At 62.8% G+C, this 22,190-nt stretch carries 23 protein-coding genes; 12 read left to right on the forward strand and 11 right to left on the reverse strand.

The annotated features are described in order from the left end of the window. Positions 1 to 23 precede the first annotated feature (23 nt). Together H7C86_RS12035 and H7C86_RS12040 are read left to right on the forward strand one after the other, a co-directional pair. On the forward strand, positions 24 to 1,406 hold the full coding sequence (locus tag H7C86_RS12035) for a cellulase family glycosylhydrolase (RefSeq protein WP_259349090.1): 1,383 nt from the start codon (positions 24 to 26) through the stop codon (positions 1,404 to 1,406). A gap of 169 nt (positions 1,407 to 1,575) precedes the next feature. After that, positions 1,576 to 2,637: an alpha/beta hydrolase gene (locus H7C86_RS12040; RefSeq protein ID WP_021333328.1), complete on the forward strand. Its 1,062-nt coding sequence runs from the start codon at positions 1,576 to 1,578 to the stop codon at positions 2,635 to 2,637. Between the two features lie 7 nt (positions 2,638 to 2,644). Here H7C86_RS12040 and H7C86_RS12045 read toward each other — a convergent pair whose 3' ends face one another. After that, the gene (locus H7C86_RS12045; protein WP_019745900.1) at positions 2,645 to 2,971 is read right to left on the reverse strand and encodes a helix-turn-helix domain-containing protein; all 327 of its coding nucleotides are present in this window, start codon (positions 2,969 to 2,971) and stop codon (positions 2,645 to 2,647) included. Positions 2,972 to 3,027: 56 nt separating this feature from the next. Between H7C86_RS12045 and H7C86_RS12050 the strand changes: the two genes are divergently transcribed. Next, positions 3,028 to 3,912: an SDR family oxidoreductase gene (locus H7C86_RS12050; RefSeq protein WP_020909596.1), complete on the forward strand. Its 885-nt coding sequence runs from the start codon at positions 3,028 to 3,030 to the stop codon at positions 3,910 to 3,912. A gap of 60 nt (positions 3,913 to 3,972) precedes the next feature. On the opposite strand, the gene H7C86_RS37225 is transcribed toward H7C86_RS12050, so the two are convergent. Both H7C86_RS37225 and H7C86_RS12055 read right to left on the reverse strand, forming a co-directional pair. Continuing rightward, on the reverse strand, positions 3,973 to 4,101 hold the full coding sequence (locus H7C86_RS37225; protein ID WP_003943237.1) for a hypothetical protein: 129 nt from the start codon (positions 4,099 to 4,101) through the stop codon (positions 3,973 to 3,975). Positions 4,102 to 4,280: 179 nt separating this feature from the next. Then, the gene (locus H7C86_RS12055) at positions 4,281 to 4,853 is read right to left on the reverse strand and encodes a TetR/AcrR family transcriptional regulator (RefSeq protein WP_182261587.1); all 573 of its coding nucleotides are present in this window, start codon (positions 4,851 to 4,853) and stop codon (positions 4,281 to 4,283) included. A 53-nt stretch (positions 4,854 to 4,906) separates the two neighbouring features. Between H7C86_RS12055 and H7C86_RS12060 the strand changes: the two genes are divergently transcribed. Continuing rightward, complete coding sequence (locus H7C86_RS12060; protein ID WP_019745903.1) at positions 4,907 to 5,344, forward strand: DUF2867 domain-containing protein; 438 nt, start codon at positions 4,907 to 4,909, stop codon at positions 5,342 to 5,344. On the opposite strand, the gene H7C86_RS12065 is transcribed toward H7C86_RS12060, so the two are convergent. From H7C86_RS12065 to H7C86_RS12075, 3 genes are read right to left on the reverse strand one after another with little or no spacing between them, the layout of a single operon-like run. Beyond that, entirely contained in the window at positions 5,345 to 6,973 is a 1,629-nt protein-coding gene (locus tag H7C86_RS12065; protein WP_046379552.1) for a sodium:proton antiporter, read from the reverse strand. Between the two features lie 37 nt (positions 6,974 to 7,010). After that, the gene (locus H7C86_RS12070) at positions 7,011 to 7,676 is read right to left on the reverse strand and encodes a YoaK family protein (protein WP_019745905.1); all 666 of its coding nucleotides are present in this window, start codon (positions 7,674 to 7,676) and stop codon (positions 7,011 to 7,013) included. 14 nt (positions 7,677 to 7,690) lie between these two features. Further along, the gene (locus tag H7C86_RS12075) at positions 7,691 to 9,244 is read right to left on the reverse strand and encodes an MBL fold metallo-hydrolase (RefSeq protein ID WP_021345977.1); all 1,554 of its coding nucleotides are present in this window, start codon (positions 9,242 to 9,244) and stop codon (positions 7,691 to 7,693) included. Between the two features lie 244 nt (positions 9,245 to 9,488). On the opposite strand from H7C86_RS12075, the gene H7C86_RS12080 reads away from it, so the two are divergent. Continuing rightward, positions 9,489 to 10,466 (forward strand): ABC transporter substrate-binding protein, encoded by a 978-nt coding sequence (locus tag H7C86_RS12080; RefSeq protein WP_060937769.1) that lies wholly within the window; start codon positions 9,489 to 9,491, stop codon positions 10,464 to 10,466. 33 nt (positions 10,467 to 10,499) lie between these two features. Here H7C86_RS12080 and H7C86_RS12085 read toward each other — a convergent pair whose 3' ends face one another. Further along, positions 10,500 to 10,985 (reverse strand): hypothetical protein, encoded by a 486-nt coding sequence (locus H7C86_RS12085; protein ID WP_020971240.1) that lies wholly within the window; start codon positions 10,983 to 10,985, stop codon positions 10,500 to 10,502. A gap of 71 nt (positions 10,986 to 11,056) precedes the next feature. Then, positions 11,057 to 11,935, reverse strand: coding sequence for an alpha/beta fold hydrolase (locus tag H7C86_RS12090; protein WP_182261588.1), 879 nt, complete (start codon positions 11,933 to 11,935; stop codon positions 11,057 to 11,059). An 82-nt stretch (positions 11,936 to 12,017) separates the two neighbouring features. Between H7C86_RS12090 and H7C86_RS12095 the strand changes: the two genes are divergently transcribed. Next, positions 12,018 to 13,958, forward strand: coding sequence for a BTAD domain-containing putative transcriptional regulator (locus tag H7C86_RS12095; RefSeq protein WP_182261589.1), 1,941 nt, complete (start codon positions 12,018 to 12,020; stop codon positions 13,956 to 13,958). A 10-nt stretch (positions 13,959 to 13,968) separates the two neighbouring features. On the opposite strand, the gene H7C86_RS12100 is transcribed toward H7C86_RS12095, so the two are convergent. Together H7C86_RS12100 and H7C86_RS12105 are read right to left on the reverse strand one after the other, a co-directional pair. After that, on the reverse strand, positions 13,969 to 15,543 hold the full coding sequence (locus tag H7C86_RS12100) for a carboxylesterase/lipase family protein (RefSeq protein ID WP_182261590.1): 1,575 nt from the start codon (positions 15,541 to 15,543) through the stop codon (positions 13,969 to 13,971). A 112-nt stretch (positions 15,544 to 15,655) separates the two neighbouring features. Further along, positions 15,656 to 16,984: a diacylglycerol kinase family protein gene (locus H7C86_RS12105; protein ID WP_020909604.1), complete on the reverse strand. Its 1,329-nt coding sequence runs from the start codon at positions 16,982 to 16,984 to the stop codon at positions 15,656 to 15,658. 154 nt (positions 16,985 to 17,138) lie between these two features. Here H7C86_RS12105 and H7C86_RS12110 point away from each other — a divergent pair, with 154 nt between their 5' ends. From H7C86_RS12110 to H7C86_RS12125, 4 genes are read left to right on the forward strand one after another with little or no spacing between them, the layout of a single operon-like run. Beyond that, on the forward strand, positions 17,139 to 17,573 hold the full coding sequence (locus H7C86_RS12110) for a hypothetical protein (protein WP_182261591.1): 435 nt from the start codon (positions 17,139 to 17,141) through the stop codon (positions 17,571 to 17,573). Continuing rightward, positions 17,570 to 17,833: a hypothetical protein gene (locus H7C86_RS12115; RefSeq protein WP_019745914.1), complete on the forward strand. Its 264-nt coding sequence runs from the start codon at positions 17,570 to 17,572 to the stop codon at positions 17,831 to 17,833. The genes H7C86_RS12110 and H7C86_RS12115 overlap by 4 nt, the downstream gene beginning before the upstream one ends. Next, the gene (locus tag H7C86_RS12120) at positions 17,821 to 18,465 is read left to right on the forward strand and encodes a TetR/AcrR family transcriptional regulator (RefSeq protein WP_020909606.1); all 645 of its coding nucleotides are present in this window, start codon (positions 17,821 to 17,823) and stop codon (positions 18,463 to 18,465) included. Before H7C86_RS12115 ends, H7C86_RS12120 begins: the two co-directional genes overlap by 13 nt. A gap of 10 nt (positions 18,466 to 18,475) precedes the next feature. Then, complete coding sequence (locus H7C86_RS12125) at positions 18,476 to 19,114, forward strand: DUF5701 family protein (protein WP_182261592.1); 639 nt, start codon at positions 18,476 to 18,478, stop codon at positions 19,112 to 19,114. Here H7C86_RS12125 and H7C86_RS12130 read toward each other — a convergent pair. Then, the gene (locus H7C86_RS12130; protein ID WP_182261593.1) at positions 19,111 to 20,544 is read right to left on the reverse strand and encodes an amidase; all 1,434 of its coding nucleotides are present in this window, start codon (positions 20,542 to 20,544) and stop codon (positions 19,111 to 19,113) included. The two genes, H7C86_RS12125 and H7C86_RS12130, sit on opposite strands and share 4 nt — an antisense overlap. A 68-nt stretch (positions 20,545 to 20,612) precedes the next feature. Here H7C86_RS12130 and H7C86_RS12135 point away from each other — a divergent pair, with 68 nt between their 5' ends. Continuing rightward, positions 20,613 to 21,245, forward strand: coding sequence for a TetR/AcrR family transcriptional regulator (locus tag H7C86_RS12135; RefSeq protein ID WP_020971247.1), 633 nt, complete (start codon positions 20,613 to 20,615; stop codon positions 21,243 to 21,245). Continuing rightward, complete coding sequence (locus H7C86_RS12140) at positions 21,242 to 22,096, forward strand: alpha/beta fold hydrolase (RefSeq protein WP_182261594.1); 855 nt, start codon at positions 21,242 to 21,244, stop codon at positions 22,094 to 22,096. Before H7C86_RS12135 ends, H7C86_RS12140 begins: the two co-directional genes overlap by 4 nt. Positions 22,097 to 22,190 lie beyond the last annotated feature (94 nt).

The raw sequence follows: 22,190 nt of genomic DNA on the forward strand, positions 1-22,190 counted from the left end.
CCACACATCCAGGAGGAGTTTCCGTGCGCCGTATCCCGCTCTCAGCACTGATAGTCGCGGGCTCACTGATACTGGGCGGCGGAATCGCCGCTGCCGAAGGTAGCCTGCCCACGTCGGGGAGCGCCGGTGGCACTTCGATGTCGCCGTCGTACCTGACCGATGACGCCGGCCGCTCCTTGATCCTGCGAGGGTTCAACACGGCGTCGAGCGCAAAAAGCGCACCCGACGGCATGCCGAAGTTCACCGAAGCCGACCTCGAGCGCGAACATGCAGACATGGGAACAAATTTCGTGCGGTTCCTGATCTCCTGGCGTTCGGTCGAACCGGAACCAGGACAGTACGACCAGGAGTATCTCGACCGCGTCGAGGACCGGGTCAGCTGGTATGCCGAGCGCGGCTACAAGGTCATGCTCGACATGCATCAAGACGTCTATTCCGGCGCGATCACACCAGAGGGCAACAGCGGCAACGGCGCCGGCAACATCGGCAACGGCGCACCGGCCTGGGCGACATACATGGACGGCCTTCCGGTCAGCCCTCAAGACCGCTGGGAGTTGTACTACATCCAACCCGGCGTGATGCGCGCATTCGACAACTTCTGGAACACCACCGGCCAACACCCCGAACTGGTCGAGCACTACGCGAACGCATGGCAGGCGGTGGCCGAACGTTTCGCAGGCAATGACACCGTCGTGGCCTACGACCTGATGAACGAGCCGTGGGGCGGTTCCCTCCAAGGCCCCGCATTCGAAGGCGGGCCCCTCGCTGCCCTGTATCAGCGAACCACCAACGCCATCAGGGAAGTCGATCAGGACAGCTGGGTGTGCGTGGCCCCGCAGGCCGTCGGCGTCAACCAAGGTGTCCCCAGCGGACTGACGAAGATCAACGACCCACGAGCCGGCGAACAGCGAATCGCCTACTGCCCACACCTGTACCCACTGCCCCTCGACCTCGGTGACGGATACTCCGGCCTCTCACGCACACTCACCGACGCGACCATCGACACCTGGCGCGACAGCGTCGAACACATAGCCGGAAACGTACTCGGCGGCGTCCCGGTCATTCTCGGCGAATTCGGGCTCGACACAACACTGCCCGGCGCAACCGACTACATCGACCGCGTCTACACGACCGCCCGAGAACTCGGCGCGGGCGTCTCGTACTGGTCCAGTGATCCAGGGCCTTGGGGCCCGTACCTGCCGGACGGAACACAGACACTCCTCGTCGACACCCTGAACAAGCCGTATCCGCGCGCCGTCGCTGGCACACCCACCGAATGGTCCTCGACCGTCGACCGCCTTCAGCTGACGTTCACCCCGAACCCCGCTGTGACGGCACCGACCGAGATCTACCTACCCGAGAGCGGCTTCCCGGCGGCGTCGACGTCGCAGGCGCCGACATCGTGAACTGGAACCCCCAAAGCCGTCTTCTCACAGTGGAAACCGCGGACGACGCGGGCCCCGTCACAGTCACGGTGACGCCGGCAGGTTGATCGCGAGCGTCGAAGTTCCTGGATATTTGTCCAGTTCTTTCGTAACGTACAAGCGACGGGTGATCAGCCGACGGAAGGCGAGTATGTCCACGGAGAAGATGTCTGTCCAAGATCGTGTTGCGCGGGTGGTGCTCGATGTCGTTGGCGCCTTACCGACTGGCGCGCAGCGCATTCTCGGTGGCAAGCCGAAGGAGATCGACGGACAGACTCTGCACCCCGAGATCCAGCTTGCACTGCGATTGCTCTCGGCAGTGGAAGGTACGAGCTTCGAGCATCTTCCGGTCGAAGAGGGACGAGCTCAGATCGACGCCGAATCGCGACTGTTCGGCGGTACGCCCATCGACATCGAAACGGTTCGCGACCTCGAGATCCCGGCCGGGGACCACGCGATTTCCGCTCGGCTGTATCGCCCCGCCGGGGTCTCCACGCCCGCTCCACTTTTGGTGTACTTCCACGGCGGCGGGTTCGTCCTCGGCAGCCTCGAGAGCGGCGACAGTGTGTGCCGCTTCCTGGCCCGCCACGGCGAAGTCAGTGTGCTGTCGGTGGACTACCGGCTGGCACCGGAGTTCCCCTTTCCCGCCGGGATCGACGACGCCGTCGCCGCATTCCGGTACTGCGTCGAACATGCCGCGGAACTGGGCGCCGATCCGAAATCCATTGCAGTGGGCGGAGACAGCGCCGGCGGGAACCTGGCTGCCGTCGTCGCGCAGTCCACGACCGAAGACGACGTCAAACCCGCATTCCAACTGCTCTTCTTTCCCTGGGTGGACCTTTCGTCGAAGCGCCCGTCGCACAAGATGTTCGGCACCGACTTCTTTCTCACCGACGCCCAACTCGACTGGTATGCAGCCCATTACCTGTCGGGCGGCACTTCGGCTCTCGACCCGCGAGTCTCACCGCTGCTCACTCCGGACCTGGCCGGCCTACCGCCCGCGTACGTTGCGGTCGCCGGTTTCGACCCACTGCGCGACGAGGGCGAAGCGTATGCGAACCGGCTGCGAGAGGCCGGAGTCCCGGTCGCACTGAGGCGCCACAGCGGTTTGATCCATGCCTTCGTCAACACCACCGGCGTCGGCCACACCGGACAAGACGCGATGTTCGAGGCCTGTGGCGCTCTGCGAGTTGGACTTTCGGGCCCGCGCTGAGGGCACGTCAGGAAACGGGGAGTGCCAGATCCGCCCACTCGACCATCGCTTCGAGCACGGAGCGCAGTTCCATCCCCGTCGCGGTGAGTTCGTACTCCACTCGCGGCGGCACCTCGGCGTAAGCAGTCCGGGTCACCAGATCGAACTCCTCGAAACGTTTGAGCCTGGCCGACAGTGTCCTTGGACTGATGCCGGGCAAAGCGCGTCGTAGTTCCGTGAAGCGCATGGGGCCGTGCGTGAGCTCACGAACGATCAGCGTTGCCCACGGTCCGTCCAGGACCAGCAGGAAGCGCGCGACGCCGCACTCCGGAAGAACGTGACCTGATTCACTCATCGATTCTCCATTAGTTCACTTGAAGTAACTGGTTCCCGATGTGAACTATAGGCGTCATGACTTACACAGTGCATGGCGCCACCGGCGCACAGGGTTCTCCCGTTCTCGCAGGATTGGTCGCGGCTCTCGCCGGATCGGCAGGGGCCGAAGTCCGAGCAATCACCCGTAACCCTGACCAGACGTTCGAGGGTGCGAACACCGTCGTCGCGGACAATGCGTCAGTCGACTCTCTCGCCGACGCTTATCGCGGGGCGGACGGGGTGTTCTTTCACCTGCCACTCGCCGGCGACACCGAGACGCTAGCTGGTTATGCCCACAACGTTCTGGCTGCAGCGAGAGCGGCACGCCCTTCGCGGTTCGTGATCTCTACCAGCGGCACGGTGATCGGCGACGCTACTTCGCCGCTTGCCGGTCCCAACACACCCGTTCTCTCCGAGCTCGTCGACGGACTTCGCGCCGAAGGCATCGCGGTGACCGTTCTGACCCCACGTTTGTTCCTCGAGAATCTTCTTCTGCCCACTGTGCTGTCGGGAGTGAAAGACGAAGGCGTCCTGCGTTACCCACTGCGTGCCGATCTCGCGGTCGCATGGAGTTCACATCTCGACGTCGCTGATGCAGCCGTCGCGGCCCTGACTCTCGACGTAGCACCGGACGCGGTCGACATCGGACAGATTCCGGCGATCACCGGTATCGAATTGGCCGAGGCATTCGCCGAACACTTCTCGCGCGCGGTAACTTTCGAAGCCGTGACACCCGATGCCTTCGGTGCATCGATTGCGCCGATCATCGGAGCGGGTGCAGCAGCCGGGGTTTCCCAGCTCTACACGGGACTCGAATCTGCCGACAGCGTCGCGTTCAACTCCGCGACGGGTTCTACTGCTGCCTTGGGTATCACTGCCCGCAGCACGCGGGCCTGGCTGACAGATCTCGGGGTGAACTGACCGGACAACGCAAAAGGCCGGCTCCGCGAAGTATCGCGTGGAGCCGGCCGATTTCCGGGGTTACCGGTGCGTGCGGGTCTTCAACTGGCGGTTCAGCTGCCGACTCCCGAAGTCCAGACCGGCACCGTCACTGGTGGCCAGCACGGTGAGTCCAGCGGCGACCAGCAACGAAATAAGCACAACGCTCATGGTGAGTCACCTTTCTTCCTGTCGTGAAACGGTTTTGCGCCTCCGGGAAATGCCGACATACCCGGCACCCCACTTCAGCTGACCTCAAAGTATCTGTAACTACGGGTTACGCGCAATGTGTGGTCCCTCACCTGAAAGCGCAGGGTGATGCGCAGATCACGCTGCATTCGATGGCGGACTTACCCGGCCAGAACCATGCTCACGAACTCGTCGGCGAGCGCGTGAGCGTCCGCACCGCTGCCAGGAACCACATCTGGCGCACTGTGCACCAATTGCATCTGCCCCAGGTACATCGAATAGGCAAGTACGCCAAGATGTTCCGCTTTCTGCCTGTCCATCCCCAGATCGACCAACAACGTCACGATGTAGGCGACTCGACGCTCGGTGACACGTCGAACCGCCGCCGAAACCACAGGATGGTCGATCCCGGCAAGCAGTTCCAACTCCGCACGGCGACCGGCCAGTCCGGTTGTGACCGCGTCGACCAGGCGACGCAACCTCACCTCTGCCGGTTCGCCGGAGGCCTCGACGGAAGAGATCAGTCGCTCGGTTGCCAGAACTTCCCATCGATCGAGCGCAGCCTGCAGCAATTCGTCACGGTTCGCAAAATGCCAATAGAAGGAACCCTTGGTCGATCCCAGCGTGCGTGCCACCTTCTCCACAGCGACGGCACCTGGCCCGTGGCTGGTCAGAGCCTCGAAAGCAGCATCGATCCACTGATCGCGGGAGAGTCGGGCGCGGGCATTCGTCACCTCCGTACGGTACCGTATGGGTAAGTTCCATACGGCACCGTACGGAGGGTGAAATGACACTCGCATTCAAGGCAATGCCTGCACCGGACTGGGCAGAAGCCACCACGATCACCATCCCGTCTGTTCCGACCCATACATCCGAGGAGTGGGCGCAGGCCGTCTTCGACGTCAGGAATGTCCCCGCACCAGTCCTCGCGATGTTCTGGCTCAGGGAGCGGGTAGTCGGACTGCTCGGCATCGCCAAGGGACGCCCGGACACCTTTACCGTCGACAAGATCGCCGACGGCGAGGCCCTCATCGAAGCGGACGAGAAACACCTACGATTCGTCGCCTCGGTTCAGGCCGACAACGACGCCGGCCTCCTGCACGTCGTCACTGCCGTGGAGCTGAAGAACCGCGCGGGCCGAATCTACTTCGCACCAGTTCAGGTACTACACGGCGTGATCACGCGGGCGATGATGACGTCTGCTCGAAAGAGACTGTGCACGTGATCAACCGTCCGGACCGCCCTTGAGTTCGAGGCTGATCTGATCGGCATCCAGCGCGGCCAGTGCCGATCCGAGCATCCGTGCGTCGAACAGGCCGTCGTCCCGCGCGTCGAGCAGCGCTTGGCGCTGCGCGTCGATCACGTCGAGCCGGGTCTTCTTCTTCGACTGCCCCTCGGGTGGAACGAAACTCGCAGAAGCATCCTCGAGTAGAGCGAGCAAACGTCGATGTTCGTCGAGTTCGGAATCGGTGAGGTCCTGCGCTGCCGGACCGACCGCCACTACGACGCGCTTCAACGTCCCACCCTGAAGGATCAACGAGCCGGCTGCGACCAGGAACGCCACCAAGATCAGAAGCGATCGACTCGGAGTGTCTTCCGGAAGAGTCTGCGCGGCAGCCAGAGTGACCGCTCCGCGCATACCGGCCCAGATGACGATCGTCCCTTCACGCCATCCCAACGGCGCGGCAAGGTAGTAATCGATATCGGCAACCGTCCGCCGTACCCGAATCTTGAACCGTTCCATCTGATTCGCCGAAGGCGCCCGGCGCCTGCTACGCCGCCCTTCGTCCGGTGGGTAATCCTCCGGATTGTCGAGACGATTCGCGATGTCGGAGAGTCTGGGTTTCATGCGTTCGCGAAAGTTTGCCCGCGCTTGGAGTGCTCGCAGTAGCGGCGCGACGTACAGAGCCCGAACCAAGATCGTGAGGAACAGTGCACCCGCAGCGACGAAGAATGCGGTGGGTATTCCCTCGTGGTCGACCCGGACATCGTCGACTATCGACGAGAGTTCGAGGCCCATCACCAGAAAGATCGCACCTTCGAGGACCAGTTCGACTGTGCGCCAGTTCTGGGAGTCCGACAACCGATGACGCGGCGAGAGCTTCCGAGGAGCGTCGTAGCCGGTGACGAGCCCGGCCACGACGGCAGCAACCAACCCCGATGCACCCAACTCTTCGGCGGGGATCGCGGCCAGAAACGGCACCGTGAACGAGATGACCGTGTTGACCGTCGAGTCGGTGACACGGGCACGAACCATCAGGTTGACCTTGCCGACGACAACACCGATGACCGCGGCCACGACGACGGCAAAAGCGAACTTGCCCAACACACTCCACAGCGATACCGACGCGGCCGCTCCGGCGATGGCAGTACGCAACAGGACCAGAGCGGTAGCGTCGTTGAGCAGGCTTTCGCCTTCGAGGATCGACACCACCCGCGGCGAGACCGGGAGTTTCTTGACGATGGACGTCGCGACGGCATCCGTCGGGCTCACAATCGCGCCGAGTGCAATGCCCCACCAGATGCCGAGTCCTGGTATCACCCACGAGAAGAACACACCGAGAACCAGCGCACTCACCACGACGAGGAGAACTGAGAGCCCACCGATAGCACCGAATTCACGCCGAAACTCCATCGACGGCATCGAGACCGAAGCTGAGTACAGCAGCGGCGGAAGCACACCCGCGAGAATCCATTCCGGATCGATGTCCACTGCTGGGACAAAGGGGAGGAGGCTGACAACGATCCCGGCCATCACCAGAATCAGCGGCGCCGCGACTCCGATCCGCGCCCCGAGCGTCGAGGCGGCGACGATTCCGAGTAGCCCCAGCACAACGATGATCAGAGCATCCACAGTTCCCCCGCACTCCGGCTTGTGTACCCCGCTCTTTTTACACCTGTGCCGGTGCCGGGGGCGAGACCCGCCACGCGACGGCGATCAGAAGAACCGTGAATGCCGAAGCAGGCCACAGAGCGTGAAGGCCGATCCACCGATGAACGAGCGCACCGACTACCGCGCCCGCGATCAACCCCGCGCACATCCCGAAGTGCTGCAGCCACGCCCACTTCGGGCCGCCCAGAAAGGCTCCGGTGAGACGCTGGCCCATCTTGACCAGCGCACCGGTCATGTACGTGACACCGATCGTCACCTCACCGTCGCGTTGGAACACCGAGTTGACGGCTCCCATCGCCAGGGCCATCGCCGAAATCGCGCCTGGGGTGACGTCGAGGCTGCTCATCACCGAACCGATGGCCAGCAGTCCAGCCACAACCGCAAGCACTGTGACCTTGCGGGTCCGGACGGAGTACCGCTCCGTGAAGTGGGTGACGACGGTTCCCAGCGCGATTCCCAGGAGGAAGAGCACGATGATGCCGCCTGCCACCCGCGCGGTCGACCACACCCCGTCGGCAAATGCGACGCTCGCCTGCGTCATGTTGCCGCTCATAAACGAAACGAAAGGCCCACCGAGCGTGATGAATCCGAGCGCGTCGACGTAACCGGCCAACCCGGCGAGCGCTGTCGCCAGGCCGATCAGCGACCTGCTGTATCCCGTCACCCGACGAGCTCGGTTCAGCTCAGCTTGCTGGTGCGCAGCTCGTGGCCCTTGGACGTCTTGCACCGGCCGGTCTCGAGATCCCACTGCCAGCCGTGCAGATCGCAGGTGAGGTTGGTGCCGTCGACGACACCGAACTTCGACAGGTCAGCCTTGAGGTGGGGGCAACGACGCTGAATCTCGTAGCCACCCAACTCGATAGACGCGCTGTCGTCGTGCGCCTCGGCGAACCAGCCGTCGGCGTATGCGATGCGTTCGTCGGTGAGGCACTTGAAGAACGTGTAGAGGAACTCGTTGTACCCACCGATGCGCCACGCCGTGAAGCGTGTCGACAGGAAAATGGTGTTGACCCAGTCTGGCTCGTCGTCACGCAGAACGGTGCGAACCAGTTCGGGAGCAATGCGGAAGCCGTAGCGGTACTTACCTTCTCCGTCGATGGGCTCGCGAACGATCCGCTTCGGGAAGTCGAGGACGACAGTCTCCTCTCCCATCACGAGTCCGACGGGGTAGCCGATTCCGTCGCAGATCAGATCGGACTGCGCCATGATCGGCTCGAACTTGGCCTTCAGACCGTCGAGCAGCGGCTCGCCTTCGGCCGGAGCCCACGTAGCCTTCTGCGCGGCGATGACCGGTGCCATCTTCTGCGCCATCTTCTCGATGTACTCGGCCTTGTTCGAGAAGATCTTGTCGACGTCCGCGTCCGGGATGGGATGCGTCAGGGCAACCTTCTCGCTTCCCCGAAGTTCGACGGTCGAGCCGGGGATCATCAGCAGACCACGATCGTTGCCGTTGATGCGCATCTGCTCGAGGAACGTGATCTGGTCGGGGAAGATGTTTCCCTCGTCGCCGTGATCGTCGTTGAGGTAACGCAGGTCGTCGTCGAGGAAGACCGGCGGGCCGGCCGACGGGACAACCCAGGCAGCGTCGACCTGGGAGATGTAGTTGCGGCAGCGGTCCATGCCGCGCTGACGCTTCTGCTTGCCGAAGTTGCGCTTGGTGCCCTTCGGGATGTCGTAGACCATCGGGTACCAGATCGCGCCAGAGTACTGCAGCAGATGGATGTCGACCTTCCCGAAGGCGTCGGTCAGCGGGTCCAGGTCGACGGGCCTGGCGTCGTTCATGTTGAAACAGGTGGTCTCCCCGTCCGAGACGACCAGGCCTGAGTCACCGATCGGACCGTCCGCGGGAGCGCGCAAAGCGATGATCATGATGTCGAGATCGCCCTTGGGACCGCTGACTGTGTGCTTGACGGAGTCTTCCGTCTCGAAGAACTTGTGGAAGCCGAGCTTCTCGAGCTCACGTTTGAGGTCCGGCACCGGGTAATCGGGGAGCAGGACGGTGGCGTCCTTGTTGACGTGCGCGATCAGGTTCTTCGGATCGAAGTGATCCTTGTGCAGGTGCGAAACGTAGAGGTAGTCGCAGTTGCCCAGCGCGTCCCAGTCCAACTCGGTGTTGTCGGGGAACGGCACCCAAGACGCGAAATACGTCGGGGTCACCCATGGATCACACAGGATGGATCCGGCCTCGGTCTGGATGTGAAATCCTGCGTGGCCGACGCTGGTGATCTGCATTGCAACCTCCGAAATCGTACTGCTGGTGCACCCAGCATAGTCGGCGCCATCAGGGCCAAATCGCGATCGAGGAGGCGGCCGGTTGTGACGTCATGCACGTCAAAGGTCGAAAGTGGGTTGTGATTCAGGCGGGCCGGTGACGCCGACAACACTCGGCACGCTGGCGTGTTCGCCGTATTTCTTGGCGCTCGTGGGAGCTGTTTCGCCATTCCCGAAGGCAGCCCCTAAGGCTAACCTAACAAACATGACTCGACTTCTTTCTCCCTCCACGACCGATCGCGACTACTGGGCGATCGTGGACAACCTGACGCGGCGCGGTTTCTTCGGCGTCGGCGCGGGCGTCGCTGCAGCCGCGTTTCTCGCCGCCTGCAGCAGCACGGAAAGTTCGACGCCCGATAACGCGGAGACCTTCGAGTTCACACGCGGCGACGAGAAGCTGATCATTCCGACGGACCCCCAGAACGTCGTTGCCCTCGATCCACGCGACGGCCTCGAATTGTCGATCCTTGCGGGGTACCCGGTGACCGCCTACCCGACCGGCGCCGCCGAACACCTTCGCCGCGAGGTCCCGGATGCCACCGGTGTCGAGATTTTCGCCGAAGGTGCTTCGGATCCCAACTTCGAATACATCTCGACCCTCGGCGCAGACCTTCTCGTCCTCAGCGCCGGCTGGTGGGACACCGGGTCGTACGGCAACGACCGGATGCAGCAGATTGCACCGGTCCTGCCCGTCGGCAAGGACTTCACCCCGGAGTGGCGCAAAGTCATGTCGGACTTCCTCACCGGCATCGGGCGCAGCGATCGCGCCGAAGAAGTACTCGCCGAGTACGACGCCCATGTAGCTCAGGTCCGCCCGACCGTCGAACCGCTGATGGCCGGCAAGAAGGTTGCCTTCGTCGCCGCCGCCGAGGATCAGATCGCGTGGTTCCAGAACGATTTCCGCACCGCCGTCGCCGAGGACCTGGGGTTCGAGGTGCTCCGTGAAGGCCCCGACCTTCGCGTGATGCTCGGGTCGGAGCAGTTCAACCGTCTCGAAGAAGCTGACGTCATCTTCGCCTTGGATCGCAGCGCCTCCGGCAGCGTGTACACCTCGCCGACGTGGCAGCGCCTGCCCGCCGCACAGGCCGGTCGCGTGATTCCGTTCGACTACTACAAGGCCGCGGGATACGCCTTGACCGCCAAGGTTCTCGTCGACGACTTGGCGGCCGGGGTCAAGCGGTAGAACCCGACCTTCGTCAACCCGACGGGGCCCCGATCATTCGGCACCGGCGGCTCGTCCTGTCACGCGGTCCCGAAACTCGCGGAACGCTTGGAAACCACCGGTGAGCGCCCGCGCCAGTTCCTCGGCGCTTTCGACCCAGACGACGTCCTCCAACTCGGAAACGTCGTCGGGCTCGTGATTGCGCTGGGGAACGAGAAACGTCGGGTCACCCTGAGGGTTGACGATCAGGAACCCAGCGGCCGCGCAGAGGTCGTAGACGAACGCGCACTCGGCAGGCGACAGCGTCGCGTGGAAGATTCCACCACTGAGTGGATCGCTCTGCTCGAGCGAGTCGAGATGAAGGTCGGAGAAGGCCCCGTCGATCGTCAATGCCCTGTCGTCACGGTCGACGATCTCGCCTCCGTACGGGCTCTCGACCACGCGCAGCCCGTGCTGATCGAGGAAAGCGGCGACCGCCGCCCGATCAACATCGAGTTGCACGTCTTTCGTCATACGCATGAAGTGCAGCGAGAAACCCATCGATCCCCCTCGTCCATTCGCGACGCACGTGATGCGCTCGCCAGTACCTCGACAGCCGAGAAGCGTCAAAACTACCTCTCGAGTAGGGTCCGGATCGCCTCGACCACTTCGGCAGGCGCCTCTTCTGCCATGAAGTGACCTGCGGACAGCGTGCGGTGCTCGAGATCGGGCGCCCACGCTTTCCACAGGGCCTCGGCGTCGTAACCGAGCATCGAACCCCAGTCCTGCTGAATGACCGTGACCGGCATGTGCAGTTGGTTGTCCGCATCCCGATCGACCCGATCGTGTTCGATGTCGATGCCTGCCGACGCCCGGTAATCGGCAACGATCGACGGCACCGCCTCCCGTGAGGCCCGCAGATATTCCGCCCGCACGTCTACCGGAATCGCTTCGCGGTTCTGCGTCCACACGTCGAGAAAGTACTCGAAGAACGCGTCGGCGCTGGCGCTGATCATCTGCTCGGGAAGACCAGGTGGCTGAGCCATGAGATAGAGATGGAACGCCACAGCAGCATTCGATCCATGCAGGATGTCCCACATATCCAGGGTGGGGAGCACGTCCAGCGAGCCGAGTTGCGTGATCACATTCGGATGATCCAGCCCCGCTCTGACGGCAACCAGTGCGCCACGATCGTGGCCGACGAGGGCGAACTTCTCGTGTCCCAGCTTCTTCGCCACCTCGACAATGTCGGCAGCCATTGTTCTTTTGGAGTAGGTGTCCGGGTTTTCCTCGACCGGTTTGTCGCTGGCTCCGTATCCGCGGAGATCCGGGCAGATGACGGTGTGATCCGACGCCAACGCAGTGGCGACGTGACGCCACATGAGGTGCGTCTGGGGGAAACCGTGAAGAAGGACGAGTGGTGTTCCGTTTCCGCCGACCGCGACGTTGAGCCGCACTCCGTCTGCTGTGGAAATCTGCTGGTAGTCGAAGCCTGGAATGGTGATCGTCATCGGTCGCTCTCGTTGGTCGGGGTGATGGCAATCAGCTTCGCCGTAGTCGATGAGCATTCGATGAGCGCGATAACGTGGGGAAATGCGAGACCACATATTTTTCGGAGTTCTCGGACCCGTGGTCGCGTGGAACGAATCGTCAGGGTTGATCGATCTGAAGGGCCCGCGACACCGAGCGGTTCTCGCTCGTCTGATCATTGCCCGAGGACGTGTTGTTCCGGTGGACGTGATTGTCGACGACTTCTGGGTCGATCCTCCGGCCGGGGCGACCAGTGCAATACGTACGTTCGTTTCCGCACTGAGGCGCGCGCTCGAACCGGATCGTGCCCCGCGAACGAAGCCGAAAGTCATTGTCACCGAAGGCCCTGGCTACGCCTTTCGTGCTGCACCCGACGCGGTCGACGCTTGGGAATTCGAAAGACTGGTACGTGAAGCCGCCGATTCGATGCCGGCGCAATCACTCGAACTGCTCCGAACCGCGCTCCAACTGTGGAGAGGGCCGGCCTACGCGGAGTTCGCCGAGGAACCGTGGGCTCGATCGGAGCGGTCACGCCTCGAGGAACTGCGTCTGACTGCCGTCGAGCGCTTCGCATCCGCGCAACTCGATCTCGGGCGAACTGCCGAAGCGATTCCCGATCTGGACGCCCACGTCACGGAACACCCTTGGCGCGAGGATGGTTGGCGACTACTCGCTCTCGCGCTGTACCGGTCCAACCGTCAAGGCGATGCTCTGGCAGTCCTACGTCGCGCACGCGAGCTACTCGCCGAAGAGTTGGGCATCGACCCCGGGCCACGACTGACCGACCTCGAGTCCGACATTCTCCGCCGCGAAAACCACCTGGATCCTGTAGCGGCAGAACAGATCTTCACTCAGGTTTCGGCAGCGTACGACCGGACCGTAGCGGCAGGATCGAAATCGAGATTGGAGTCAACCGTCGGCCTCCTCCGAAGTTTGGCAGTTACGGGCGGAAGCGGACTCGAGACTGCCCGAAACCAACGACTGACAATCATCGGTGCCGCTGAACAATTGGACGATGTCGAACTCACCGCACGGATCATCGGCAACTACGACGTGCCCGGAATCTGGACACGATCCGACGATCCTCGGCAGGCTGCGCAGATCGTCGCGGCCGCTCAGCGCACCCTCGATCGACTTCCGGTCGGCAACGAACCCGCTCGGGCCAGACTGTTGGCGACAGTTGCACTCGAATCGCGAGGACTGTCCGGTCATCGTGGGCTCGAATGTGCCCGCGCTGCAGTGCAGATCAGTCGCGCTCTCGACGATCCAGGTCTCCTGGCTTTCGCTCTGAACGGGTTGTTCATGCAGACGTTCTGGACTACCGGTCTGGCCTCCGAGCGCGACGGCATCGGCCGTGAACTGGTCGACCTCTCCGCTCGACACGGACTGTCCACCTTCGAGATTCTCGGCCATCTCATCCGTATGCAAGCGCTCGGCGCACTGGGGCAATTCGACGCAGCCGAGCTACACGCCGAGACAGTTGATCGATTGGCCGGACGTCACGAACGGCCGTTGGCAGCGGTGTTCACCACCTGGTTTCGCGCTATGCGAACGGCCACTACCGGCGCAGAAGCGGCGCACTGCGAGAAGCTGTACGAAGCTGCGGCGGTGAACCTTTCCGGTTCCGGCATGCCGGGTCTCGAGGACGGCATACTCCCTCTCGCAATTCTCGCCCTCCGCGTGTGGCGGGGACTGCCGGCAATTTTCGACCCGGCTACGCAATGGGGCCCGTACGAACCCTGGGCCCGGCCACACCTGCTCATCGCACAGGGGCAGGCGAACGAAGCAGCGAAGGCTGTCGAGGCATTGCCGGACCCGCCCAAAGACCTACTCTCCGAGGCACTGTGGTGCCTCACTGCCGCGGCGGCCACTGCAGTCGGCGACAGTCGAGTCAAGGAGCGTGCTCGAGCGGCGCTCTTACCTGCCGCCGCCGAAATTGCCGGCGCCGGAAGCGGAATGCTCACAGCGGGACCCGTCTCGCACTATCTCGCCACACTGCAGTAGACCGTAACCATCAGGTGAATGCAATCACCGTGTCACCCCACGCCTCCCGGATCTCGCAATCCAGATCAGCGACGACGGCATCGTGCTTGTCGATCAACAGTGTCGAGCGTGTGTCGGTGTCGTAAGTGGGCCACCCCGGGTCCGCACCCAGTTCACGATCGGCTCCGGTGCCGTAATCACCTGCAGCTCTGGCGAAATCCAGCCACCTAGCCTGCATGCGCTCTGACACGTGACGCGCCGCGCTCAGCCCACCCAATTTGTAGGTGATGTCCCGCGCTCCGTGATTGATGTTGCCGAAGACGTAGGCAAGTTCGGTCCCGTGGGTCGCACCAATTTTCAGCGCCTTGAGCATCGGCGGCGCGTAGTCGAATCGGTACAACCAGGTCGGTGCAATCTTGCTGTGCGCCTCGGCAATCCACAGCGTGGGCAAACGAAATCCGAAGTCACGGGTCAGCCCGAGACCAGCGCCCAGCTTGGACAGCCCCGAATACGCGCCTTCGATCTGCGAATGATCGGGTAGCTCGAGCCCAGGGTGCTCGTCGGCGATCTCCGCGAACATCGACGTGATCACGACGGGATCGATCGGCATCAACGGCGATTTCATCATCCGGAAGAGCGAAGATTCGTCTTTGTTGGTTCCGATGATAAGCGGAATCGGATGCGCGTTGCCGTGACGGAACGCGCGCACTGGGTAATCAGGGAGCAGATCACCGTCGACGATCGGCGCGAACGCCAAAGTGCCGGGCGTCTCCTGAGGGACGCGAGCAAACAGTTCGTCTGACGGCCCGATCAAGTCTTCGGCAGACGTGGACCGCAGTAGACCCAGATCGCCCCCGCCGCTGAAGATCTCGAGAAACAGCTTCGCGACGATCTCGCCACGTTCACTCCCGTACACCGAAGTGGCGGGGGAACTCTCGGCGATAGCGCGATGAAACAGGCCACGGGCGGACGGCACGGTCATCAGCGTCGTCACAGCGCCGCCACCTGCCGACTCGCCGAACAACGTCACCCGATTCGGATCACCACCGAAGGCCGCGATGTTGCCTTGAACCCATTGCAGCGCTGCAATCATGTCGCGGAGAGCGACATTGGGCTCGAAGGTGTGTTCTTCCGAGTTGAAGGACGAGAAATCGACGAAGCCGAACACACCGATGCGGTAGTTGATCGAGACGACGACAACGTCACCATTTTCAGCCAATGTGGTTGCGTCGAACAGTGGTTGGCTGGATGCTCCGCGAAAGTACGCACCGCCGTGAATCCAGACCATGACCGGTTTACCCGGCGCATCAGAGCCGGCGGAGCCCGGCGCCCACACGTTGAGAAACAGGCAGTCTTCATCCATCGGAATGTTCTCACCGAGCGGGATCATCGCAAGTCGACTTTGCGGTTCACACGGACCGAATTCTGTTGCGTCTTGAATCTCGGTCCACGGCTGTGGCGGAACCGGTGCGCGGAAACGCAACGACCCGACCGGAGGTGCCGCGTAGCGGATCCCCTTCCAACTCGATACCGCACCTTCCGTGGATCCACGAACCGGCCCGTACGTTGTCTCGACTACCGGCGCTTCGCTGGGTGTGATCGTCATTCGATTGCTCCTCGAGGATCCATACCGGCCCTCAATGCTGCCAGCATCCGGTGCAAATCGGACATGTTTGCCGGATTCACTCTGCCGGCAGTCATGCAAGGCTATCGCCAGGTCATGCGCCGGATTTCGTGAACTTAGCCAACTCTCGCAATCGGACCAGATCCCAGGCATGCCTGGGCCTACGGACGCCCGGACGGTCTCGGGGGACTCTGACTCTCAGTGCCTGCGGGCTGACCGTGCACCTGACGGGAGTCGGCATCACCAGAGCCTCGCCGTCGACGCCGACCGGAATCTCGTCGGTGTCGGCGTCGATGATCACCTCGAATCCGGTGCCCTGAGCCAGGCCTCGTTGATGCGCCCGATGGAGTAACCCGACGGCCTGACGGGCGCTGCCGACGGAGATCGCCACGATCCCGAGAGTGCCCCGGTCCAATCGCGGGCGATGACCGAGCCCCGCCAAGTCGTTCATCTCGTACGGTCCGTTGCTGACCAGAACCGCCTGTGGACCCACCGCGGACACGCTCGGGGAGCGCGCGGTCAGCACCGCTCCGGCACGTCCGGCGAGCAGATCCGGGAGTTTCTGCAGGAAGGTGCTGGTCTTGGCGTCGCGGTACTCCGGACTCTGGACAACTTCGGCGTATGCCCCGAACGATGCGTTGTTGACGAAGGTTCGACCGCCGACATTACCCAGATCCACCGTCACCTCGACGCCGTCGACAAGCGCGTCGAGGCACCGTGACGGATCGTCGAGGTCGAGACCCAGATCCGCGGCGAAGTGATTGCGCGTCCCGGCGCTGACGACGAGGAAGGGCAGGTCGTGTTCGGCCGCGACAGCGGCAACCAACGCCTGAGTTCCGTCGCCACCGGCAACACCGAGTAGGTCGGCGCCGTCCGCGACCGCCTGCCTGGCCAAGGCCGTCACGTCGATCTTCTCCGGCCCCTCGAGCAGTACGACCGTGGCCCCTCGTTCCTCGGCCTTGCGTTTCAAGTCGAACTTCTCGACCTTGCCACCGCCGGAGTTCGGATTCATCACGAAGAACGGTTTGGCGGGCGGCGGCGCCGGTCGCTCGACCACCGGCAGTTCCTTCTCCTCCCCCTCCAAAGCGGCGCGGGCGCAGATACCGGCTATGACGAACAATCCGATCGAGAGCAGCACCACCCACAAGAGGCGTTCTCGGATCAGGAAGGCGAGCACCACGATCGGCGTCAGAACCGCCACAGCCAACGAGATCCAGCGGAGGAATCCGCGGGTGGTCAGAAACCAGTACACCGCTACGACGCACACGACCACCCCACCGATCCCCAGGATCAGCATGGTCAAGGTTTTCAGTCCGGCGAAAATCAGGAGCACCACGACGGCAAGAACCAGCGCAGCAAATGCCGCGCGCGCCAACCAACTCTGTTTCGACGAGGGCCGATCCGTGCGGACAGGGGTCGTCATCGAGCCACCTCCCGCAGTTCGCCTCGTCGGATATTCAACTGTTGATATTGCCGTGTCTGTCTCCTCAGGACTAGCCAATTACCTACCCTCGGAAACCCACTTTTCCAGCGCTGATACTTTATGACGACACCTCGTCATAAAAAGGAGAAGGCCCGTGACAACACCGACGTCCGCAGCATGGGGATCTTCGGAGGAGCCTCTGACCGTGGTGCGGAAAGCCGGTCTTCACGGACTGCGGTGGACGGCCTGGCTGGCCGGCGCGACGGGCCTCGCACAATTGGTGTCGATCGGGCTGAACCTAACCGACACCGTCCACGGAATCGTCCCGACCACGTACCCGCCTGTAGACGTGGCCTGCAGCGTTGTCGCGCTCGTTCTCCTGGTCAGCCTGCTTGTCGGCCGACCCGACGGCCCCGCGATGTTGTCGGGTCTCGCCCTCCTCATGGCCATGCTGATGGCGCCGACCCTCCACAAACATGCACCCGAGTCGCTCTGGCTTGCGGGTGCACACGCCGTTTCGGTCGTCGCCGTCGTCATGCTGTCCGTGATGACTTCGAGGTTCTCCAGTGCCGAGTTGGATCGGCCGTGACACCGGATTCACCTCTCTCACTTGCAGCCGAAGAATGGATCACCGATCTGACTGCCGCGGAGATGGAGCGATTGCGCAAACGCACGACGCTCACCGCCGCCGAGGCGCAGGAAGTCTGCCGATCCGTACGCTCGATCGCGCAGCAGATGATGCTTGTACCCGTCTCGATGTGGCAGGGTGATCCACGCCTTGTTGCGGATCTGTTCGACCTCCCCGTGACCATGAATCAGACACAGGAGGATCGACCATGCCGAAGCTGACCGGTGGCGCGACAACCGCAGAACACAAGATCGCGACCCGAGAAGCCATGTTGGACGCGTTCATTCGCGAACTTCACGAGCAGGGCTGGCAAAACGTGAAGCTGCAGACTGTGGCCCAGGCAGCCGGTGTCTCACGGACAGCGGTGTACAACTACTTCCCCGACAAATCTGCGTTACTGCTTGCCTGGTCCACCCGCGAGATGGACAGATTCCTGCTCCTGGCCGAGCGTGAACTCGCGGATCGCGAGAATCCTGTCGACCGAATCGAAATCCTCGTCAAACTGACGCTCGTCGAGTTCTCACTGCAGCGATTCACGGGAATCGCGTTGGTCGAATTGCTGTCCGCGCAGGATCGCGAAAGCTTCCTCGAACATATTGTCCCGCTGTCGGTTCTGGTAGAACAGCTCGTCCAGGAAGGTGTCGACGCCGGCGTCTTTGTCGATTCCGATGCTGCCGCGTCCGCGCAACTCATCCTCGCCTGCGTGGAAAGCCGACGCCCGATGCTCATGGCCGGCGACCGAGTGGACACCGTCGTGGCGACCACCGTCCCGTTCATCATGCGCGCGTTGGGCGTCTCGTGGCCGACTTCCCTCACCGCCGATCCTACCGATCGGCCTGCTCACGATCGGTAGGATCGCAAGTATGCACTTCGACCTCCCGCCCATCGATCAGCAGGCCGAGCGATTGATCGAACTCGGGGTACACGAGATGGCCGGGCTTTCTGCCGGCGACATCAGGGCAGCCGCCGCAGCCGGAAAAGGTGAGGCCGGACTGCTTACCGTGCACGAAAAACTCGCTCCAGCTTCCATTTTGACTCCCCTGCTCGAGCACAAGAACAAGCGGGGCTTCATTGTCGTCGACATGGCCGACGTCGATCTGTTCGCTCCTACCGAGCCGGCCGCGTTGCCTGATACCGCGATGTATCTGCTCGGCGAAGTCGACCGCGGGGATCACCTGGCCAATTGGAGCCCGGACGAAGCACTTCCCGCGATCGTCGATGCCGACCGTACGCCGCTGACCCTCACCGAAGGCATTCACTGGCTGTTGCAGCGTCCCGACGTCCTCGAACGCGGAAAGTGCTTCATGACCATCGGCTCCCGATTGCGTAAGCCTGACGGAACTTTCGACACCAGAACCCCGGCTGTGTGGATCAGCAACGGAACCGGCCGGGATGACAAAGACAACCGCAACGCCCCGAAAGTCGGGTGGTGTTGGTGGGGTAACCGCCACACGTGGTTGGGATTTGCATCGGCCGGCGGGCGGACGTCGCTCCCGGGTTAGAGCACGGTTGCGCGGTCGAATCGGTATCGATCCTTCCACGGCATCGCGTTCTCCAGCATTGCAGCGACAGAGAGCAATTCTGCGTCGCAACCCCATTTCGCCGAGATCATCACGCCGAGCGGAACACCGTCTTCCGTCCAACCGAGTGGCAAGCTGATCGACGGGAATCCAGTTGCGTTGGCGACGATGGTGTTTCCCGTGAAAGCGACCATGTCGATCAGTTCAGTCGCGGGGTCTTCGTCATTGCGTAGCTCACCGACTGCCAACGGCGGTGTTGTCACCGTCGGAGTGACAACAAGATCAGCGTCGGCGTAATCCAGGCTCCACCGCCGCGCCCATGCCTGAACAACTCCGATTGCCGCGGCCAGATCGCCCGACGGCACTTCGTTTGCTCGAACCCGTAAGTGCTGCACTATCGGACGGAGAAGGTGTTCGTACTCTTCTGGAATGGGCTTGGTGCCGGCCAAGGACGAGAACATCGTGGTGAAGGCATCGACGAAGGCGTCGTCTCGGACCTGAGGTCGTTCAAACACGTTGTGTCCCAGGCTCTCGAGAACAACGCCCACCCTCGATACCGCCTCGGAGACTCGTGGGTCCACCGTGCCGCCGGATACCGAGCCATGAGCGAGGGCGACGGTCAGGGGGCGAGAGTGCGAACCTTCTGCCTGGACGACAAACTCTTCGAACGACTTCGGCCGGGGCGGGTGAATCGTCCCGGCGCCAGGTCGCGTCGCCAGAACATCCAGCAGTGCAGCGGTATCGCGAACCGTTCGGGCGATCGGCCCCTTGCTCGCAAAACCGAAGTTGTCGTGACCTGCCACCCCCATCGTGATCAGACCGCGACTCGGCTTGAGGCCCACGACTCCGCACGTACTTGCCGGTGAACGCAACGACCCGGCGGTGTCACTTCCCTGAGCAAACGGCACCAGACCAGCGCCAACGGCGGCCGCGGCGCCACCACTGCTACCGGCAGCACTTCGTGTGCGATCGAACGGACTGCGCGCGGGCGGAGCAACTTCCGGCTCGGTGTAACACGCTGCCCCGAACTCGGGCACCGTCGTCTTGCCGATATCGATCAGACCACCTTCTCGGATCGCCTCGACGATCTCGTCATCGGCGTCCGGCACGAAGTCCCGAAAGAGCGCCGATCCGAAGGTCGTGCGGATGCCGCGAGTCGCGTCGAGGTCCTTGATAGCCGTCGGGACGCCGAACAGGCGCGGAAGCGGTCCGGCGTCCCGCTCGTCCAACCTTCGCTGGGCCTGCTCGGCGAGTTCGATCGCATGTTCCCCGGCGATCGTCGTGAATGCACCCACGTCATCGGAAGTGGTCGCACGATCGACGAAGTACCGTGCCACCTCGGGGATCGAGACCTGCTTCGCGGCGATCACACCGGCGAGTTCGACAGCGGACAATTGATGGAGATCAGTCATCGGGCAGCACTCCTTGTAGGTCAATCGACACTTGTAATTTCGATACGCGTATCGCTATTGTTGTCAGCATGGTATCCGAATCCGCCGGCTCTGCAAGGGCCGGTCGACCAAAAGCATTGAGTCACAGACAGATACTCGATGCTGCGGCCGAGATCGCCGATACGGACGGCCTGGACGCGGTCTCATTTCGAGTGCTCGCCGAGCGACTGGGCATATCGCCGATGTCCGTCCACCGCACTACCGGCGGCATCGACGCGTTGAGGCGAGACCTGATTTCCACCCTCGTGGGAGAAGCCGTCTCGTCGATCGACTGGCCGACCGACTGGCGCGGGGTTGCCCGCACGTTCGCCTACGGTCTACATGCCCTTCTGATGCGCCATCCGCTTGTCCTGGAAGCCCATCGGCAGGCATCGCTGGAAGCACCCGGTGCCGACGATACCGCCCACCGAGTCGTGCGAGCGCTTTCGCAGGCCGGCCTCGATGACGAACAGGCCACTTACGCGTACGGCGCCGTGCATGATTTCGTGACCGGACACGTCGCAATTCAACTGGGACGCGGGGCTTTCGACAGCGCACCCGCCGATCGACGCGAGGCATCGGTGTTCGCGCTTCATCACGATTCCGCCCGAAGGTTCGAATTCGGAGTCACCCTCATTCTGGATGGCGTGGCGTCGATCGCGCAGCGAGGAAGCACAACATGACACGTAGCGTGGCGACAACCGAAATTCGTGGCACCTCGGGGCGCCGTATCGCGTTCTGCGAGTACGGCGATCCGACTGGCAGGCCGGTAGTCGTGGTTCATGGATCACCTGGCAGCCGATACGAGGGGCTCTCACTCGACAACGCGGCTGCGACGGCGGGTCTACGGCTGATCGTCCCCGATCGTCCCGGTTTCGGGCGCACAGATCCACACGCGGACAAGGGATTTCATTCCTGGGACGACGACTACGTCACTCTGATCGATCATCTCGAGTTGGACTCGGCCACACTGATGGGTTTCTCCGGAGGCGGCGGTTACGCGCTCGCAGTCGCTGCGGCCGTACCCGAACGAGTCTCGAAATTGGTGCTGGCGTGCGCCATGATTCCCGGAGCCCCACGAGATACTCTGCGGCGCAGGATAAAACTGGTATCCGCGCTGTACTTTGCCGCCAACTGGGCTCCCCGCATGGCTGGCGCAATGCTTGCGGGAACCGGAGTGTTCTCCAAGTTGCGCAGCGACTCCGTCTCGATCTGGCCGGCCGCCGATCAGGCCGTCATGACCGACGAGTCGCATCGCCCTGCTCTCCAATTGGATTCATCCGAAGGGATCGCACAGGGCGGATCCGCAGGGGTTGTCGACCTGGCGAGGTATCGCCACGAGATGCCAGGGTTGCTTCAATCCATCTCGGTACCAACGGTTTTCCTGCACGGAACCGATGACAGGAACGTACCCATCGAAGTTGCCCGCTGGGCCCACTCGATGATCCCCCACTCTCGCTTCGAAGAGGTCGGCGGGGGCGGTCATTTGTTCGTAGTCGCAGACCCCACTCCACTCATTCGCGCCCTCACATAACCTCTTGACTCGAACTGATGTTCGAGTATTATTGGAGGTGGGGATCGGGGGATTCAATGAGTGTCTTGTTATCGGATGTGGTGTCTGGTTCTGC

Source organism: Rhodococcus sp. UFZ-B548 (assembly GCF_903819475.1).
In the GTDB taxonomy this organism is placed as follows: Bacteria; Actinomycetota; Actinomycetes; order Mycobacteriales; family Mycobacteriaceae; genus Rhodococcus_F; species Rhodococcus_F erythropolis.

What these genes read in the sequence shown, in the direction of transcription:
- H7C86_RS12040 (WP_021333328.1), top strand. Translation starts at nt 1,576, where the DNA reads ATGTCCACGGAGAAGATGTCTGTCCAAGATCGTGTTGCGCGGGTGGTG.
- H7C86_RS12045 (WP_019745900.1), bottom strand. Translation starts at nt 2,971, where the DNA reads ATGAGTGAATCAGGTCACGTTCTTCCGGAGTGCGGCGTCGCGCGCTTC.
- H7C86_RS12050 (WP_020909596.1), top strand. Translation starts at nt 3,028, where the DNA reads ATGACTTACACAGTGCATGGCGCCACCGGCGCACAGGGTTCTCCCGTT.
- H7C86_RS37225 (WP_003943237.1), bottom strand. Translation starts at nt 4,101, where the DNA reads ATGAGCGTTGTGCTTATTTCGTTGCTGGTCGCCGCTGGACTCACCGTG.
- H7C86_RS12060 (WP_019745903.1), top strand. Translation starts at nt 4,907, where the DNA reads ATGACACTCGCATTCAAGGCAATGCCTGCACCGGACTGGGCAGAAGCC.
- H7C86_RS12075 (WP_021345977.1), bottom strand. Translation starts at nt 9,244, where the DNA reads ATGCAGATCACCAGCGTCGGCCACGCAGGATTTCACATCCAGACCGAG.
- H7C86_RS12080 (WP_060937769.1), top strand. Translation starts at nt 9,489, where the DNA reads ATGACTCGACTTCTTTCTCCCTCCACGACCGATCGCGACTACTGGGCG.
- H7C86_RS12085 (WP_020971240.1), bottom strand. Translation starts at nt 10,985, where the DNA reads ATGGGTTTCTCGCTGCACTTCATGCGTATGACGAAAGACGTGCAACTC.
- H7C86_RS12090 (WP_182261588.1), bottom strand. Translation starts at nt 11,935, where the DNA reads ATGACGATCACCATTCCAGGCTTCGACTACCAGCAGATTTCCACAGCA.
- H7C86_RS12095 (WP_182261589.1), top strand. Translation starts at nt 12,018, where the DNA reads ATGCGAGACCACATATTTTTCGGAGTTCTCGGACCCGTGGTCGCGTGG.
- H7C86_RS12100 (WP_182261590.1), bottom strand. Translation starts at nt 15,543, where the DNA reads ATGACGATCACACCCAGCGAAGCGCCGGTAGTCGAGACAACGTACGGG.
- H7C86_RS12105 (WP_020909604.1), bottom strand. Translation starts at nt 16,984, where the DNA reads ATGACGACCCCTGTCCGCACGGATCGGCCCTCGTCGAAACAGAGTTGG.
- H7C86_RS12120 (WP_020909606.1), top strand. Translation starts at nt 17,821, where the DNA reads ATGCCGAAGCTGACCGGTGGCGCGACAACCGCAGAACACAAGATCGCG.
- H7C86_RS12125 (WP_182261592.1), top strand. Translation starts at nt 18,476, where the DNA reads ATGCACTTCGACCTCCCGCCCATCGATCAGCAGGCCGAGCGATTGATC.
- H7C86_RS12130 (WP_182261593.1), bottom strand. Translation starts at nt 20,544, where the DNA reads ATGACTGATCTCCATCAATTGTCCGCTGTCGAACTCGCCGGTGTGATC.
- H7C86_RS12135 (WP_020971247.1), top strand. Translation starts at nt 20,613, where the DNA reads ATGGTATCCGAATCCGCCGGCTCTGCAAGGGCCGGTCGACCAAAAGCA.
- H7C86_RS12140 (WP_182261594.1), top strand. Translation starts at nt 21,242, where the DNA reads ATGACACGTAGCGTGGCGACAACCGAAATTCGTGGCACCTCGGGGCGC.